Annotated in this window: 14 protein-coding genes; 8 read left to right on the plus strand and 6 right to left on the minus strand. The window is 65.0% G+C overall.

The genetic code is table 11. The features are described from left to right. The first annotated feature begins 1 nt into the window (after window position 1). The 8 genes from U1R88_RS13865 (at window position 2) to U1R88_RS13900 (ending at window position 9,495) form a co-directional block, all read left to right on the plus strand. Window positions 2-883: a branched-chain amino acid ABC transporter permease gene (locus U1R88_RS13865; RefSeq protein ID WP_322431739.1), complete on the plus strand. Its 882-nt coding sequence runs from the start codon at window positions 2-4 to the stop codon at window positions 881-883. Window positions 884-885: 2 nt separating this feature from the next. After that, on the plus strand, window positions 886-1,956 hold the full coding sequence (locus tag U1R88_RS13870) for a branched-chain amino acid ABC transporter permease (protein WP_322431740.1): 1,071 nt from the start codon (window positions 886-888) through the stop codon (window positions 1,954-1,956). 102 nt (window positions 1,957-2,058) lie between these two features. Further along, window positions 2,059-3,402: an ABC transporter substrate-binding protein gene (locus U1R88_RS13875; RefSeq protein WP_322431741.1), complete on the plus strand. Its 1,344-nt coding sequence runs from the start codon at window positions 2,059-2,061 to the stop codon at window positions 3,400-3,402. Window positions 3,403-3,597: 195 nt separating this feature from the next. After that, entirely contained in the window at window positions 3,598-4,365 is a 768-nt protein-coding gene (locus U1R88_RS13880; protein WP_322431742.1) for an ABC transporter ATP-binding protein, read from the plus strand. Window positions 4,366-4,598: 233 nt separating this feature from the next. Next, window positions 4,599-5,360 (plus strand): FadR/GntR family transcriptional regulator, encoded by a 762-nt coding sequence (locus U1R88_RS13885; RefSeq protein WP_322431743.1) that lies wholly within the window; start codon window positions 4,599-4,601, stop codon window positions 5,358-5,360. Between the two features lie 98 nt (window positions 5,361-5,458). After that, window positions 5,459-6,442: a substrate-binding domain-containing protein gene (locus U1R88_RS13890; protein ID WP_322431744.1), complete on the plus strand. Its 984-nt coding sequence runs from the start codon at window positions 5,459-5,461 to the stop codon at window positions 6,440-6,442. Between the two features lie 136 nt (window positions 6,443-6,578). Further along, a complete protein-coding gene (locus U1R88_RS13895; RefSeq protein WP_322431745.1) occupies window positions 6,579-8,495 on the plus strand; it encodes a sugar ABC transporter ATP-binding protein in 1,917 nt (638 codons plus the stop codon). Window positions 8,496-8,520: 25 nt separating this feature from the next. Then, on the plus strand, window positions 8,521-9,495 hold the full coding sequence (locus tag U1R88_RS13900; RefSeq protein WP_322431746.1) for an ABC transporter permease: 975 nt from the start codon (window positions 8,521-8,523) through the stop codon (window positions 9,493-9,495). 165 nt (window positions 9,496-9,660) lie between these two features. On the opposite strand, the gene htpG is transcribed toward U1R88_RS13900, so the two are convergent. The 6 genes from htpG to U1R88_RS13930 all read right to left on the minus strand — a co-directional run bounded on the left by htpG (window position 9,661) and on the right by U1R88_RS13930 (window position 16,528). Then, window positions 9,661-11,577 (minus strand): molecular chaperone HtpG, encoded by a 1,917-nt coding sequence (htpG, locus tag U1R88_RS13905; protein WP_322431747.1) that lies wholly within the window; start codon window positions 11,575-11,577, stop codon window positions 9,661-9,663. Window positions 11,578-12,278: 701 nt separating this feature from the next. Beyond that, window positions 12,279-12,557 carry an HPr family phosphocarrier protein gene (locus U1R88_RS13910; protein WP_245314997.1) on the minus strand — a complete coding sequence of 93 codons (279 nt, stop codon included), beginning with the start codon at window positions 12,555-12,557 and terminating at the stop codon, window positions 12,279-12,281. A gap of 233 nt (window positions 12,558-12,790) precedes the next feature. Then, window positions 12,791-13,192 (minus strand): PTS sugar transporter subunit IIA, encoded by a 402-nt coding sequence (locus tag U1R88_RS13915; protein ID WP_068296680.1) that lies wholly within the window; start codon window positions 13,190-13,192, stop codon window positions 12,791-12,793. A gap of 294 nt (window positions 13,193-13,486) precedes the next feature. Continuing rightward, window positions 13,487-13,954, minus strand: coding sequence for an HPr kinase/phosphorylase (locus U1R88_RS13920; protein ID WP_322431748.1), 468 nt, complete (start codon window positions 13,952-13,954; stop codon window positions 13,487-13,489). A gap of 2 nt (window positions 13,955-13,956) precedes the next feature. After that, window positions 13,957-15,699, minus strand: coding sequence for a sensor histidine kinase (locus U1R88_RS13925; RefSeq protein WP_322431749.1), 1,743 nt, complete (start codon window positions 15,697-15,699; stop codon window positions 13,957-13,959). 130 nt (window positions 15,700-15,829) lie between these two features. Further along, window positions 15,830-16,528, minus strand: a complete 699-nt coding sequence (locus tag U1R88_RS13930; protein WP_149253366.1) for a response regulator transcription factor — start codon at window positions 16,526-16,528, stop codon at window positions 15,830-15,832. Window positions 16,529-16,555: the final 27 nt, after the last annotated feature.

A 16,555-nucleotide genomic window follows, 5' to 3' on the forward strand; every position in this document is an offset into this window, starting at 1 on the left:
CATGACCTTCTTTCTCGAAACCCTGATCGGCGGTCTCCTCGCCGGCGTGATGTATGGCCTGGTCGCGATCGGCTTCGTGCTGATCTACAAGGCTTCCGGCGTCTTCAATTTCGCTCAAGGGTCCATGCTTCTGTTCGCCACGCTCACTTTCGTGACGCTGGTCGAGCGCGAGGTGCCGTTCTGGGGCGCGATCCTGCTGACCGTCGCGGTGATGATCCTCGGTGCGGTGCTGATCGAACGCCTGGTCCTGCGGCCCCTGGTCAATCGCGATGCGCTGACCCTGTTCATGGCGACCCTCGGCCTCACCTTCGTGATCGAGGGGCTGGCGCAATTGCTTATGGGCTCGGACGTGCACATGCTCGATCTCGGCATCGACGACGTGCCGATCTCGGTCGCCGGCCTCTCGATCAGCCAGTTCGATCTCTTCGTCTCCGGTGGAGCCCTCGTCCTGGTCGTGGTGCTGTCCATCCTGTTCGACCGTACCCGCATGGGCATTTCGCTCAGGGCCGTCGCCGACGACACGCTTGCCGCCCAGTCGATCGGTATCCGCCTGCCGGTGATCTGGCGCATCGTCTGGAGCGTGGCCGGCATCGTCGCCCTGGTGGCCGGGCTGGTCTGGGGCGCCCGCCAGGGTGTGCAATATTCGCTGTCGCTGGTGACGCTGAAGGCCCTGCCGGTGCTGATCATCGGCGGCTTCTCCTCCGTGCCGGGCGCCATCGTCGGTGGCCTCCTCGTGGGTGCCGCCGAAGCCCTGGCCGACATCTATCTGGGGCCGCTGCTGCAGGGCAGCGTGTCGACCTGGTTCGCCTATATCCTCGCCGTGGCCTTCCTGCTGGTGCGTCCGGCCGGGCTGTTCGGCGACCGTGCCATCGAAAGGGTTTAGCGATGTCCCTCCTATCGCAATCCGGCGAAGGCCTCGTCCTGGCGCAAGGGCGCAGCCTCAATCCTCGGCTCTTCGCCATCGCGGGCGTGCTGGCGGCCGCCTTCGTGGTCGTGCCCCTCATCGCCAGCGATTACTGGCTGTCCTCCATCATCATCCCCACCATCGTGATGGGGGCGGCGGGCCTCGGCCTCAACCTCCTGATGGGCTATACCGGCCTGGTGTCGCTCGGCTCGGCCGGCTTCATGTCGGTCGGCGCCTTCGCCAGCTACAATCTCCTGTTGCGCGCACCGTTCCTGCCTCTGCCCGTGGTGCTGGTGCTGGCAGGCCTGATCGCGGCGCTGGCCGGCATCGTCTTCGGCCTACCGAGCCTGCGCATCAAGGGCTTCTATCTCGGCGCCTCGACGCTGGGGGCGCAGTTCTTCTTCGAATGGCTGTTCACCAACTACAACTGGTTTTCGAACGGCAGCCAGTCGCTCACCATTTCCGCGCCGCGGCTACAGATCCTCGGCCATGATCTCAGCTCGGCTACCGGGCGCTATCTCCTCGTGGCGGTGACGGCGGCTGCCCTGGTCGCCTTCGCCCACGCGGTGGTGAAGAGCCGCGTCGGGCGCGAGTGGATGGCGATCCGCGACATGGACACGGCCGCCTCGGTGATCGGCATCCACGTCGCCAGCCGCAAGCTCCTGTCCTTCGCCATCAGTTCCTTCGTCTGCGGCATTGCCGGTGCGCTCTGGGCCTTCGGCTATCTCGGCACGGCGGATGCCCACGCCTTCAACCTGGACAAGTCCTTCCAGGTGCTGTTCATCGTGCTGATCGGCGGCACCGCCACCCTGGCCGGCAATTTCCTCGGCGCCGCCTTCATCGTGCTGATGCCGATCCTGCTCGACCGCCTCGCCCCGCTCACCGGCCTGCAGTTCCTGGCCGACCAGGGGGCGCTCGCCAATATCCAGCACATCATCTTCGGCGTGATCATCATCGCGCTACTGATCAAGGAGCCCGATGGTCTCGCTCGCCTGGTGAGGCGGATCCGCTTGCCGCGACGGCGGCCGGCAGCCGTTGTAACCGGGAACTGAACAAGCCTTCCAAACAGAACTGCCTCCCGGAACGGCGGAAGCGTTTTCCGCCGACGGGAGACCCTTGCCCTCGAACATCCCAACCGAATGGAGACGAACCGGATGTCACCCTCCCTCCTCAAGGCCCTCGCGCTGGCGACAGGACTCGGCCTGGCCGCTCTTGCAGTCGCCGGCCCGGCCATGGCCCAGGACCACAAGAACGAGCAGCTCTATCCGCTCTTCACCTATCGCACCGGTCCCTATGCGCCCTCCTTCATTCCCTTCGGCGCCGGCAACCGGGACTACCTGACCTATATCAACGAGGTCGAGGGCGGGGTCGACGGCGTCAAGATCCTGATCCAGGAATGCGAGACCGCCTACACGATCGAACGTGGCATCGAATGCTACGAGCGCTACAAGAACGGCTATGACGGCGCGCCGACGGCGGCGATCTATCCCCATTCGAGCGGCCTGGACGTGGCGCTCACCGACAAGGCGCGCATCGACAAGGTGCCGATCGTCTCGCCCGGCGGCGGCCAGAACATCGCCACCGACGGGCGGGTCTTCCCCTATCAATATCCGCTGATCTTCGACTATTGGAGCGAAGCCCAGATCATCGTCGACTACATCGCCCAGAAGTCAGGCGGCTACGACAAGCTCAAGGGCGTCAAGATCGCCACGCTCTATCACGACTCCGGCTATGGCCGCGACACGATCGAGCCGCTCGGCATCCTCGCCAAGAAATACGGCTTCACTGATATCCAGATCCCGGTGCCTCATCCCGGCGAGCAGCAGCAGGCACAATGGCAGCAGATCCGCAGCGCCGGCGCCGACTGGGTGTTCCTGCGCGGCTGGGGCGTGATGACGCCGGTGGGCATCAAGACGGCCGCGCGCGTGGGGTTCCCTGCGGATCGCATCATCGGCGACATCTGGAGCGGCTCGGAGGACGATGCCCGTCCGGCCGGCAGCGCCGCCAAGGGCTACCTCGCCGTCTCGGTGTTTCCGCCGGGAACCGACTACGGCATCCTCAAGACGCTGAAGGAAAAGATCGTCGACGCCGGCAAGAGCGATCTCAAGGACAAGGCCAAGTTCGGCACGGTCTACTACAATTACGGGGTGATCGAGGCGATCACCTTCGTGGAGGCCCTGCGCGTCGGCCACAAGAAGTTCGGCAACCGCCCCCTCACCGCTGAGGAGGGCCGCTGGGCCCTGGAAAACCTCGACATCGATGACAAGCGCATCGCCGAACTGGGCGCGCAAGGCCTGATCTCGCCGCTGAAGACCTCGCCGGCGAACCACAAGGGCGAGACCGTCGCGGCCAAGATCATCCAGTGGGATGGCAAGTCCTGGACCACGCTGACAGACTGGATCAAGGCCGATGCCTCGCTCTTTGCCGAGACCATCCGCGCCAAGGCCGCTGCCTATGCCCAGGAGAAGGGCATCACGCCGGTTGCCGAGACCAACTGAGCGGGCCGGGCCTGCCCGGACACGAAAAAGCACGAACCTTTGTCATGCCCGGGCTTGATTCGGGCATCCAGAAACCCGGTGCCGAAAGGCTGGCTGCATTGCCGGGGCAAGCCGGGAATGACAAAGGTCGCGCTTGTTCCGGAATGGCCCCGCTCAACACGACGACGGGACGTCGCCCTCGGGGAGATAGATGCGATGAACGAACCATCCGCGGCGCTGCGCGCAAGCGACATTCTCGCCGTCGCAGGCATCGAGGTGCATTACCAGGCAATCCTGGCTGTCAGGGACGTGTCCCTCACCGTCGGTGATGGCGCCGTGGTCGCGCTGCTCGGTGCCAATGGCGCGGGCAAGTCGACCACGCTGAAGGCGATCTCCAATCTGCTCGGGCCGGAACGGGGTACCGTTACGCGCGGCAGCATCAGCTGGCGGGGCGAGCCGGTCAGCCGCCTCACCCCCGCCGTTCTTGTGGCACGCGGCGTGGTGCAGGTGCTGGAGGGACGCCACTGCTTTCCCCAGCTGACGATCGAGGAGAATCTTCTCTCCGGTGCCTTCCTGCGTCGCCCGGGGCGGCGGCAGATCGCGCAGGATCTCGAGCAGATCTATGCCTGGTTCCCCCGCCTGAAGCACAAGCGCCGGACCAAGGCCGGCCTGACCTCCGGCGGCGAACAGCAGATGGCGGCCATCGGGCGGGCCTTGATGACCAAGCCCAGGCTGGTGCTGCTCGACGAGCCGTCGATGGGCCTCGCACCGATCGTGGTGCAGGAGATCTTCGAGATCATCCGCACCCTCAATCGCGAGCAGGGCGTGAGCTTCCTGGTGGCCGAACAGAACGCCGCGCTGGCCCTGCGCCATGCCGATCACGGCTACATTCTCGAAAACGGCCGGGTCGCCGCTTCGGGACCGGCCGCCGAGCTCGCAGCACGCGAGGATGTGAAGGCCTTCTATCTCGGTGGCACCAAATGAAATCCGCGGGTATTTCTGGGACCGCCAGCATCCTGCTGGCTCTTTCTACCTTCAGGCGCGGTGGTTCCAAGGGCCAGCAGGATGCTGGCAGTCCCAGGCTCACCTCGCCGCCGCTCCACTCGTCATACCATTACCCATCTACCGCTTGACAGCCTGCCGAAAACTTGGCCTAACTGGTCTGCTGGCTGGTCCAGTAGATCAGATGTCGAGCATCGTTCCCAAGCGCCTTTCCGATGAACCTGCCCACTGCCCTTTCGGTGTTCGAACGCGTGCCCGAGCTGCGCCACGGCGTGATCCGGCGCAATGTGCGCGAACTCGTCGCCGACAAGATCGCCTCCCTGATTGCGGCGGGCATGCTGCAGGTCGGCGAGACCCTGCCGAGTGAGCGCGATCTCGCCGCGGCCCTGCAGGTCAGCCGCGAGACGGTGCGCGGGGCGCTGCAGACCCTGGCCGCCCGAGACATCATCGCCATCTCGCAAGGGGCCCGCACCCGCGTGCTCAGCGCGGAGGTCGGTTCGCTGGCGATCGGTGTGCGCGAGCCGAAACTGATCAACAGCTATGAGATCGAGGCCATCCATGCCGCCCGCCTGCTGGTGGAGCGCCCGGTGGTCGAGGAGGCGGCGCGACGGATCGATGACGAGACGCTCGCCATGCTCGACGCTTCGCTGGACACACAGCGCGAGGCGCTCGACGATCCCGTTCGCTTCCTGATCTGCGACCGCGAGTTCCATGTCGCGATCTATCGGGCTTGCGGCAACGACCTGCTCGCCGACTTCGTCATCGATCTCTATTTCTATGCCATGGCGCATCGGCGCAAGGCCGTGTCGCGGCCCGGCGCGATCGCCCAGAGCTGCCAGGACCATGCCGCCATCCTGGCGGGGCTGCATGCCCGGGATCCCGAGGCCGTCGTAGAGGCTTTCGGTATTCATCTGGACAGGATCTATGCCAGCACACGCTCCATCCTGGAGGAGGAGGCCGCGTTGCCGCAAGCGTGAAACGGACCCGTGAAAGAAGGTCCGGTTTCCAAGACAAAGAGCCTGTAACGGCCGGAAGAGAACCATTGGAGCCGCCCGAGGGCGGGAGGGAGGAAGACATGAAGAGAAGAACGTTCCTGCAGCTTGCCGCCGGCGCTGCTTTGGCCGGTACCGGCAGCTTCGGCTTCCAGCCGGCACGGGCCGCCGGCAAGGATATCGTCTATCTGACGCCGGGTCTCGACCTGCCGTTCTGGCGCTATCTCGCCAAGGGCGTCGAATCCGCCGCCAAGGCCAAGGGCTATGGTTTCCAGGCGCTCGACTCCCACAACAGCCCGCAGACACAGCTGCAGAACGCCCAGGACTCGATCGCCAAGGGCGTGGCGGGCATCGTGATCTCGCCCACCGATTCCTCCACCGCCCCGAGCGTGCTGGCGCTGGCCGCCAAGGCCGGAATCCCGGTGGTGATCGGCGATATCGGCACCAATAGCGGCGACTACGCCTCCTTCATCATCTCCAACAACTATGACGGCGCCAAGGGTGTCGGCGAGGCGTTGGCTGCCGCGCTCAAGGCCAAGGGTTGGGAAGGCGGCTCCGTCGGCCTCATCACCATCTCTCAGGCCCGCAAGAACGGCCAGGCCCGCACCAAGGGCTTCCGGGACGGCCTTGCGGCCGGCGGCTGGACCGGCAAGGAGGCGGGGCTGCAGCAGATGCAATCCTATACGACCGACGAGACCTTCAAGTTCACCCAGGACATGCTCACCGCCAATCCGGACATGCGCGGCCTGTTCATCCAGACCGACCAGCCGGCCCTGGGGGCGCTGCGCGCCATCAAGGCGGCCCGGCGCGGCTCCGACCTGCTGGTCGCGGCCTTCGACGGCATCCCCGAATTCGTCGATCTCCTCAAGTCCAAGCAGATCGTCGCCTCCGGCATGCAGCAGCCTTATCTGATGGGCCAGAAGTCGGGCGAAGCGCTGCTGGCCAAGCTCGCCGGCGGCAGTGTCGAGAAGGAAGTCTCGGTGCCGATCCTGGTGGTGACCAGCGAGAACATCGACAAGGAGCTTCCGATTGTGAAGGAAACCGTGTTCGCCAACGAGATGAAGTGAGTGTCATCCCGGACGCGTTGCAGCACGCAGTGGTGCAGCGCAGATCCGGGATCGCAAGACGAGAATGCGCTTTATTATTGGACGGTTCCGCATCTGCGGCGCAGCATTTCATGCTGCACCGCGTGCGGAATGACCTATGTCCTCTCGGATCGATCTTATGAACGTGCAGCCTTCTCCCGCGTCGGCGGAGCCCTTGCTGGTCGCCACCGGCATTGCCAAGACCTTCGACCGCACCCGCGCTCTGGCGGGGGCCGGCTTCGAACTGCGCGCGGGCGAAGTCCATGGCCTGCTCGGCGCCAATGGCGCCGGCAAGTCGACCCTGTCCAAGGTGATCTCGGGGCATGTCAGGCCGGACGAGGGGGACCTCCTCTATCGCGGTCAGTCGGTGCGGCTGCGCTCCACCCGCGATGCGCTCGATAACGGTATCGCCATCGTGATGCAGGAGACGAGCCTGGTACCGGACCTCAGCGTCGCCGAGAACATCTTCCTGCCCGAACTCGGCCGGCCGGGTCGCTTGTCCTATGCCTCTCTCCATCGGCGCGGGGCCGAGCTGCTCTCGGTGCTGGGCCAGAGTGACGCCTTGCCTCTCGACGTGGAGGTGCGGCGCCTGTCGGCAGCCCAGCGCCAGCTCGTCGAGATCGCCAAGGCGCTCGGCGTCAATGCCAAGCTGATCATTTTCGACGAGCCCACCTCCTCACTGAGCCCGAGTGAGGTCGAGCGCCTGTTCGACATCATGGCACGGCTCAGGGCGGATGGGCGCGGGCTGGTCTTCGTTTCGCATCGGCTCGAGGAAGTCTTCGCCATCACCGACCGCGTCACCATCATGCGCGAAGGGCGCACGGTCGCGGCCTCGCTGGCGACCGCCAGCCTGAGCCAGGCCGAACTCATCCGCCACATGGTCGGCCAGGATGTCGGCGCCATCTATGCGCGGGATGCGGACGTGACGGCCCGGGACGCGCCGATTGCACTGGAGGTCAAGGGATTGGCGACGACGCCTCTGGTGCGTGACGTTTCCTTCCAGGTCCGCCGCGGAGAGATCCTCGGATTGGGCGGCCTGGTCGGCGCCGGGCGCTCGGAAACCGTGGAGGCGATTTTCGGCCTGAGGCCGCGCAGCGCCGGCACCATCCTCGTCGACGGCAAGCAAATCGATCCGCGCAAGCCGGCGCAGGCGGTGAGGGCCGGCATCGGCTTCGTGGCCGAGGATCGCCGCACGCAGAACATCGTGCCCGATCTTTCGGTGAAGGAGAATTTGCTGCTCGCCCATCTCGGCGCACATCGGGGTTTCGGCGTCGGCTATCGCAGCCGGGAGAAAGCCGTCGATGCACTGCTCAAGAGCCTCGCCTTGCCGCCGGACCGCCTGCTCGACGCCAACATGCTCAACTTTTCCGGCGGCATGCAGCAGAAGATCATCATCGCGCGCTGGCTGCTGCTCGAGCCGCGCGTGCTGATCCTCGACGAACCCACCAAGGGCGTGGATATCGGCACGCGCGCCTCGATCTATGCGATCCTGCGCGACATTGCCGCCAAGGGCGTCGCCGTGGTGGTGGTGTCCTCCGATTTCGAGGAATTGCTGGGACTGTCGCACCGCGTCGTCGTCATCAGTGACGGCTATAGCGTCGCCGACCTGCCCGCCGACCTGCTCGACGAGGAAAAGCTCACGCTGCTGGCGGCGCCGCGCACCTCGATGGCCCGCAACACCGAAGTCCTGCGCGGCCTGACGGGCGAATGCGGCGGCGCCGGCTTCTGGGCCCTGATCGACCAGGATCGCCTGATCTGCCTCAACCTCGTCACCGCCGACAAGGCGGCGGATCCGGGCTTTGCGGCGGGCGAGGTGAAGCCGCTCTCGGCGACCCGCATCGCCGCGGCGCTGGCCGGGCGCGAACCCATCTTCATGCCGGAGCCGGATGGCTCGCGCTCAACTTTGCTCCTGCCGATCGTCAGCCCCCGCGGGCACGATCTCGGCTGGGTCGGCCTGACCCTGCCGCAGGGTGCCGCCCTGCCATCGCCCGACATCGTCCGCAGCCATGTCGACGAACTCGCTGCAACGCTCTGACCTCCCGTTTGCCAAGGACTGCCGCATGTCGACCACCACCTCTCCCGATCCCACGCGACGGCGCCTCGGCTGGCTGACGGGGCGGCTCGAAGTGCGCATGCTCGGCCTCGCCATCGTGCTGGCGATCTGCCTGTCGCTGCTCTCGCCCTATTTCCTGACGCGATCGAACATCTTCAACATTCTCGACCAGTCGGTGGTGATCGGTATCGTCGCCGTCGGCATGACCTTCGTCATCCTCACCGGCGGCATCGATCTCTCGGTCGGATCGGTCGCCGGCTTGACGGGCATCATCCTCGGCCTCGCCGTGCAGCAATATCCGCCGGCCCTGGCCGTGGCGCTCGCCATTCTCAGCGGAGCCGGCATCGGCCTCGTCTCGGGCATCCTGATCGCCTATTTCGGCCTTGCCGCTTTCGTGGTGACCCTGGGCGTGATGGCGATCGGGCGCAGCCTGGCCTACATCCTCTCCGGCCAGACGGCGATCGCCTCGATCCCCGATTCCATGCAGGCGATCGTCTATACCGACTTTTTCGGCGTTCCCGCCAATGTGCTGTTCCTGGCGCTGCTCTACATCCTGGCCTGGGCCTATCTGACCTACACCAAGGGTGGGCGCACCATCTATGCCGTCGGCTCCAACAAGGAGGCGGCGCGGGCGGCGGGCCTGAGCGTGATGTTCTACTCCATCCTGCCGTATGTGATTTCAGGCGCGCTTTCGGCAGTGGCGATCACCTTCTCGATCGGCCAGATCCTCTCGGCCGACCCGCTGATGGGCAATGCCTGGGAGCTCGATGCCATCGCGGCCGTGGTGATCGGCGGCGCCAGCCTGTTCGGCGGGCGCGGCTCGATCATCGGTACGCTGATCGGCGTCCTGATCATGGTGATGATCCGCAACGGCCTCAATCTGATGGGGGTCTCGCCCTTCTGGCAGGGCTCGGCCATCGGCACCATCATCATCGTGGCGCTGCTGTTCGAGCGTCTGATCGGGCAGCGGGCGGGGCGGTGAGAAACGGTGGGTCGCTCTCCAGATCGACCTTCTTGGAAACGCTATGCGTGCGGGCGTGCGAAGAAGGTCGATCCCGCTCCATCTCTCGATGGAGCTGAGGAGATCGACCCACCGGGTTTCGTTCGCCCCGTAGACGAGACGGGTCCGAAGACCTGTCTCCCAAGCTTATCCCAGGCTCTTGGCCAGCACCTGCGACAGGCGCTCGGCAAAGCCGGTCGGATCGGTCGGCACCGTGCCGTCGAGAATGCGGGCCTCATCGAGCAGCAGGCGCGTGGCGCTTTCGATGAAGGCTGCATCGCCGCCGGCCTCGCGTGCCGTGGCGAGACGCGTCACCAGGGCGTGGCGCGGATTGATCTCCAGGATCGGCTTCTGCAGGGCGCCGTCGAGCTTGCCGGCGCTGGCGAGGATCTGCTCCATGCGCTTGTCCATGCCGCTATCGGGTGCCACCAGGCAGACAGCGCTGGAGGTCAGCCGCTCGGAGGCGCGCACGTCGGAGACATCCTCGCCCAGCGTGGTCTTGAGATAGGCGATGTAGGAGGCGATCGCCGCGCTCACTTCCGGCGCCTGCTCCTCCGGCTTTTCAGCCAGCGGGATCAGATCGAGATCGGCGGCGCCCTGCGTCACCGACTTGAAGGGCTTGCCTTCGAAGCCGAGTGCCGACGTCACCCAGAAGCTGTCGACCGGATCGGAGAGCAGCAGCACCTCGATGCCGCGCGCGCGGAAGCCTTCGAGATGGGGCGAGTTTTCCAGGCGCTTCGCGTCGTCGCCGGCGAGATAGTAGATCGACGTCTGGTTGTCCTTGAGGCCGGCGACGTAATCCTTGAGCGAGCGCCATTCGCCACCCGAGGTCGTGGTCTTGAAGCGGGCGAGGGCAAGCAGCGCATCCCGGCGCTCGAAGTCCTCATAGAGGCCTTCCTTTAGGACGGCGCCGAAATTCTCCCAGATCTTGACGTAGGCGGCGGTGTCCGAGGTGGCGAGCTTCTCCAGGTCGGAGAGCACGCGCCCCGTCGCCGCCTTGCGGATCGCGGTGAGCAGGGGGCTTTCCTGGATCATCTCGCGCGAGACGTTGAGCGGCAGGTCGGCCGAATCGATCAAGCCGCGCACGAAGCGCAGATAGCCGGGCACCAGGTCTGCTTCGTCGGAGATCAGCACGCGCCGCACATAGAGCTTCATGCGCCCCTTGCGCTGGGGGTCGAACAGGTCGAACGGGCGCGAGCCGGGCACGAAGGCCAGCATCGTGTATTCCTGCCGGCCCTCGGCGCGGAAATGGATGGTGAGCGCCGGATCGTCGAACTGACCGGCGACACTGCGATAGAAATCGGTGTAGTCGGCTTCGGAAATGTCGGATTTCGGGCGGGTCCAGAGGGCGGCACCATCGGCGATCTGCCGCGCTTCGGCATCCGGCTTGTCGGCAAGCAGGATAGGCACCGGCACATGGCCGGAATGGGTCTTGATCAGGTTTTCGATCGTGTAGGCTTCGGCGTAGGACTTGGCGTCCTCCATCAGATGGAGCACCACCCTGGTGCCGCGGGCAGGGGCCTCCTCGAGGCCAACAGGCGCCACCGAATAGGAGCCCTTGCCGTCCGAGGTCCAGACATTGGCGACGTCGCTGCCGGCGCGGCGGGAGAACACCTCCACCTTGTCGGCCACCATGAAGGTCGAATAGAAGCCGACGCCGAACTGGCCGATCAGCTGGCTGCCTTCGGCCTGCTGGGCGGTTTCCAGCCGCTCGACGAAAGCCTTGGTGCCGGAGCGCGCGATGGTGCCGAGCGCCTCGATCATCTCCTCCGCGGTCATGCCGATGCCGTTGTCGGCGACCGTGATGCGCCTGGCCTCGGCATCGAGGGTGATGCGGATCGTGCCCTTCTGGTCTTCCCCGAGCAAGGCGGGATCGGACAGGGATTCGTAGCGCAGCTTCTCGCAGGCATCGGCCGCGTTGGAGATCAATTCGCGCAGGAAGACATCCTTGTCGGAATAGACCGAGTGCACCATCAGATGCAGCAGCTTGGCGACGTCGGCCTCGAAGGTATGGCTCTGCGGCGCGGCAATGTCCGGGCCGGCGCTTTCGGCTTCAGCGCTCATGAAAACTCACTCTTGCTTGATGATCGTCTTGGGACTGGGTGGCGGGAACGCCGCTGCACAGATGGACAATCTCGGCGAGGGATTCAAGAGCGGGCTTGGAAAAGGGGCGGTGGGCGCCGGACGACAGAGGCATCGCATCCGTGGGAGGGCGGAAGCGGGCGAGACGTCCGCGGTCCCAGCGGCGATGCATCTCGCGTGATTGCTGGAAGGTTCGCACCGGAACCGGCAAGGCTGGGCCCGCGAACGTCCCGTCCGCTTTTGGGCGGCCAGCATGCGCGAGGGATCGTGAGTGCAGGCCCGCCCAAAAGAGCCAAAAAGAAAGGCCGGTTCCAGAGGAGCCGGCCTGCACTTCTTGGGTCATCTAACGCCACCTCGGCGGACCCGATCCGACAAAGTCGGGGGGCTGGGGGGCTGAGGTTTCCGGCTTACGCCGGACCGGGTGCCGAGGTAACGAGGAGAAAAGTCGCGCCGGGCTGGGGCGGCCCCTGGGCTGGATTGCGGCAAAGTCGTGACTTTTGGTGAAGTTATATTTCCGGTGTGCGCTGCAGCAAACTCCCTGCCGGGAGGACTGCAGCCCACGCACGAAAATGCCGCCGCGGCCGAGCCGGCGGGGCCTGACAAGATGGAGATTGGGGGAGTTGGCGGGTGCCGCCTTTATTGCCGCTGCTGCTTCGACGCCAAAAGCTGGGTGTCGTTTGCCTTCAGGCTTCCTCGCCGAACTTGTCGGCCAACAGGGCTTCCAGGGCATCCATGCAAGCCTGGGCATCGCTGCCCGCCGTCTCGACCACGATGCTGGTGCCACGGGCCGCGGCCAGCATCATCAGGCCCATGATCGACTGGCCGCCGACCGTTTCGCCGCACCGCGTCACCTTGACGGTGGCATCGAAACCTTCGGCCGTCTGCACGAATTTCGCCGAGGCGCGGGCGTGCAGGCCCTTGAGATTGATGATGGGGAGGATGCGGACGATACCGCCGTCCATGGTGGGAGCGGGAGCCGCTTCCGGTTCTGCGCAGGCTTGCTCGTCAGTGCTGCCGGTCTGCATCTGCTGCTTGTGCATCGAGGAGGTCTCCGCCTGCATCTGCACCGGGGTGCACCCGCTTGGGGCACTGCTGCCCCAGCATTTGGCCCAAGGATTGCTGAATGCGAGCGGTACCGCAAGAGCCGCCTCGGCAAGTTTCTGGCCGTGACCAGCATAGTTGAATGAACGTCGAATCATTGGCCTGACAACACACGACTGGCAATGTTGATATATTTCCTGCCAGCCTCTTGGGCGCGCGTGACGGCCTCAGCGAGGGGAACCTCGCTGCGCAGCCGCGCCAGTTTGACGAGCATGGGAAGGTTGATGCCGGCCACGACCTCGATGGAGGGGCCGCTCATCACGGAAATCGCCAGATTTGAAGGTGTTCCTCCGAACATATCCGTGAGTACAGCCACCCCGGAGCCGTCTTCGACCCGGCCGATGGCATCGATGATGTCGCGGCGGCGTTGCTCGACATCGTCCTCGGGGCCGATATCGATGGCCTCGACATTACGCTGCGGCCCAACGACGTGCTCGAGGGCCGACAGGAACTCGGTTGCAAGGTGACCATGCGTAACAAGCACCATGCCGATCATAGGATGATCCGCATCGAATCTTTCCGGTCGCCGTCGCTATCGCGACAACAATCCAGGTCCTTTTCGCTTTCGCGCCACCCGGTGTTGGGCAAAATGAGACGACGCCTCCGCAACGCACGGCCAGGATGCCCTTCGGACAACCTGCAACCCGTAGCTCCGAGGCCTGATATTATTCCCGCGCTGCACAAAAACAAGCCTCTCTCCGGCTCACATTGTCGCAGTCTCGTCACATCATGGCCATAGGCATCAACGTTTCGTTAACGCTGACTGGCGCGGATCGGGCCTGGAATCCGGTCAAACCGGTGGCAATTGCGGCAAGATGGCCTCAATCAGGGCGACAGCTGCCTGAAAATCGCGAGGAACCGGCAGATAGGGCAAGTCCACGCCTTCCAGCCTGATGTGCCGAATATTTTTGCTGGGGATGACGATCTCTGCGTCATCGTCGAGAATATCTACAACCAGGCCGACAGGCGCCGAGGGCTGCCAGTCGATCCGTTCGATGCCGGCATCCCGCAGGCCGCTGCTGCGTCGCTCGATCAGGCCGGCTATGGCTGATGGCACGGAGGCGATCAGCCTGCCCTCGACGGGTTCGAGATAGACGCGGTCGTCTCCCACCAGGCGGGCCTGGCGGCCACGAACCGGTGCGGTTTCGATGAAGTGCAGGGCCAACCGGCTCTTGCCGGCGCCGGAGGCGCCGCGCAGCAGTATGCCCTGTCCGTCGATGACGAAGCAGGTTGCATGCACGGTGGGCGAGGCTGGCATATTTAGGCCTGCACAGCCGGCAACCGGGCCACGAAACGGGCGCCGAGCACTTTTTCGCCGTCCTTGCGGTTCTCGACCCAGAGCTTGCCGCCATGGGCCTCGATGATCTGCTTGGAAATGGACAGGCCGAGGCCCGAATTCTGGCCGAAGCCCTGTTCCTCCGGGCGGTCGGTGTAGAAGCGCTCGAAGATCCTCTCGATGGCATGGTCCGGCACGCCCGGCCCGTCATCCTCCACCGCGATCTCGACATCGTTCTTGTTCCGCCGCAGCTCGACACGCACCTCGCCGTTCCGGGGTGAGAAGGAGCGGGCATTGTCGACGAGATTGTTGATGACCTGGCCGAGCCTGGAATCATGGCCATTGATGAAAAGGGCCTGCGGCGGCAGGCCCGTCGGCATGGACAGGCGCACCGTGACACCGTCCTCGCGCTCGACCGAGTTGAACACGCCGGTGAGAGCGGTGAGCAGCCTGCCGAGATCGACGGGCTCGGCGCCGGACCGCAGCAGTTCGGCATCCAGGCGCGAGGCGTCGGAAATGTCCGAGATCAGCCGGTCGAGCCGGCGGACATCGTGCTGGATCACCTCGAGCAGCCGATTGCGCGAGGTGTCGTTGCGGGCGAGCGGCAGGGTCTCGACGGCCGAACGCAGCGAAGTCAGCGGGTTCTTGAGCTCATGGGCGACATCGGCTGCGAAGCTCTCGATCGCCTCGATGCGCTTGAACAGGGCATTGGTCATGTCGCGCAGGGCACCAGAGAGGTGGCCGATCTCGTCGGAGCGTTCGGTGAAATCGGGGATTTCCTGGCGCGATTTCACGCCGTAGCGCACCCGCTCGGCAGCCCGCGCCAGCTGGCGGATCGGGCCGGCGATGGTGCTCGCCAGCAGGATCGACAGGATCACCATCACCACCGCGGCAACGGCGAAGACCCTGAGGATGGCGAGGCGCTCGGCCGTGACGATCTCGTCGATCTCGCCGGGGCGTGTCGAGAGCAGCAGCACGCCCAGCACCGACTTGAAGCGCTGGATCGGCACGGCCACCGAAACGATGGATTCGTTCTGCTCGTTGATGCTCACCTGGGTGGAGGGAGCGCCGCTGAGCGCCGTTATCACTTCCGGATAGCCCTTGCCGTTCTGGTTGCCGAGTTCCTTGTACAGCGGCGCATCGGAACGGAAGAGGTAGCGCTTGACCGTGTTCCAGACCCGCTCCGCCAGGTTTTGTTCCTGCTTGGGCTGCGGCAGGTCGGTGCGGACGATGTCGGAATAGATGAACAGGGCCCTGGAATCGATCACCAGATTGCCGTCGCGGTCATAGACCCGGGCGCGCAATTTCGTCGGTGAGATCAGGCGCCGCATCAGTGGCGCGACCTTCTCCGGATTGATCGGAAAGTCGAGCGAGCTTGCGTCGTCGCTCTCATCTTCGCCCGCCGCCTGCTGTTCCAGGAGTTTTTCCGGATCGATGCGGATCGAGCCGGTCTCGACGGAGGCCGAGGCGGCCACGGCGCTCGCCATGATCTCGCCCTGGGTGAGCAGGGCCTGCACGCGTGCGTCGATCAGGCCTTCGCGGAACTGGTTGAGATAGAAGATGCCGACGACCAGGGCGACCAGGCCGGCCAGGTTCAGCACGACGATGCGTCGTGTCAGGCTCGAGAAGGTCTGCACGGTGATAGCGCGCAAGGCCAGCCGCAGGCGCCGCCGGATGATCGATCGCGATTTTGGGTGTTCGGACGAGGTGGCGCGCTCGGGGCTCATCGGGTCTGGTACGAAATTCTATCGAGAGGAGCGCGAGAGCCTGCTTCAGGGCATGAAGAAGGCATCATTTCAGGGGAGGGCCTTCCCCGCTGCGCGGAGAAGGCCTCCAGGGTGAGCCGGGAGGAAACCCTCACGCTTCCTTGAAGCGATAGCCGACACCGTAGAGCGTCTCGATCATCTCGAAATCGTCATCGGCCTGCTTGAACTTCTTGCGCAGGCGCTTGATGTGGCTGTCGATGGTGCGATCGTCGACATAGACCTGGTCGTCATAGGCCGCATCCATCAGGGCATTGCGGCTCTTGACCACGCCCGGGCGTTGGGCGAGGGCGTGCAGGATCAGGAACTCGGTGACGGTGAGCACCACCGCCTCGCCCTTCCAGGTGCAGGTATGGCGTTCGGGATCCATGCGCAGCAGGCCGCGTTCCAGGATCTTGGCGTCCGAAGCCTTGGCAGCGGCGGCATCCTTGGGCTGGAAACGGCGCAGGACAGCCTTTACGCGCTCCACCAGAAGGCGCTGCGAGAAGGGTTTGCGGATGAAATCGTCGGCGCCCATCTTCAGGCCGAACAATTCGTCGATCTCCTCGTCCTTGGAGGTGAGGAAGATCACCGGCAGCTCGGATTTCTGGCGCAGGCGGCGCAGCAGCTCCATGCCGTCCATGCGGGGCATCTTGATGTCGAAGATGGCGAGATCCGGCGGATTGGCCTTCAGACCGTCCAGGGCCGACATGCCGTCATTGTAGGTCTGGATGCGATAGCCTTCCGCCTCCAGCGCGATGGAAACCGAGGTCAGAATGTTGCGGTCGTCATCGACCAGCGCAATCGTCGGCATTGCAATCCTTTCATGACGCGGTGTAAC

It is taken from the genome of Labrys sedimenti (genome assembly GCF_034424805.1).
GTDB classification, from domain to species: domain Bacteria; phylum Pseudomonadota; class Alphaproteobacteria; order Rhizobiales; family Labraceae; genus Labrys; species Labrys sedimenti.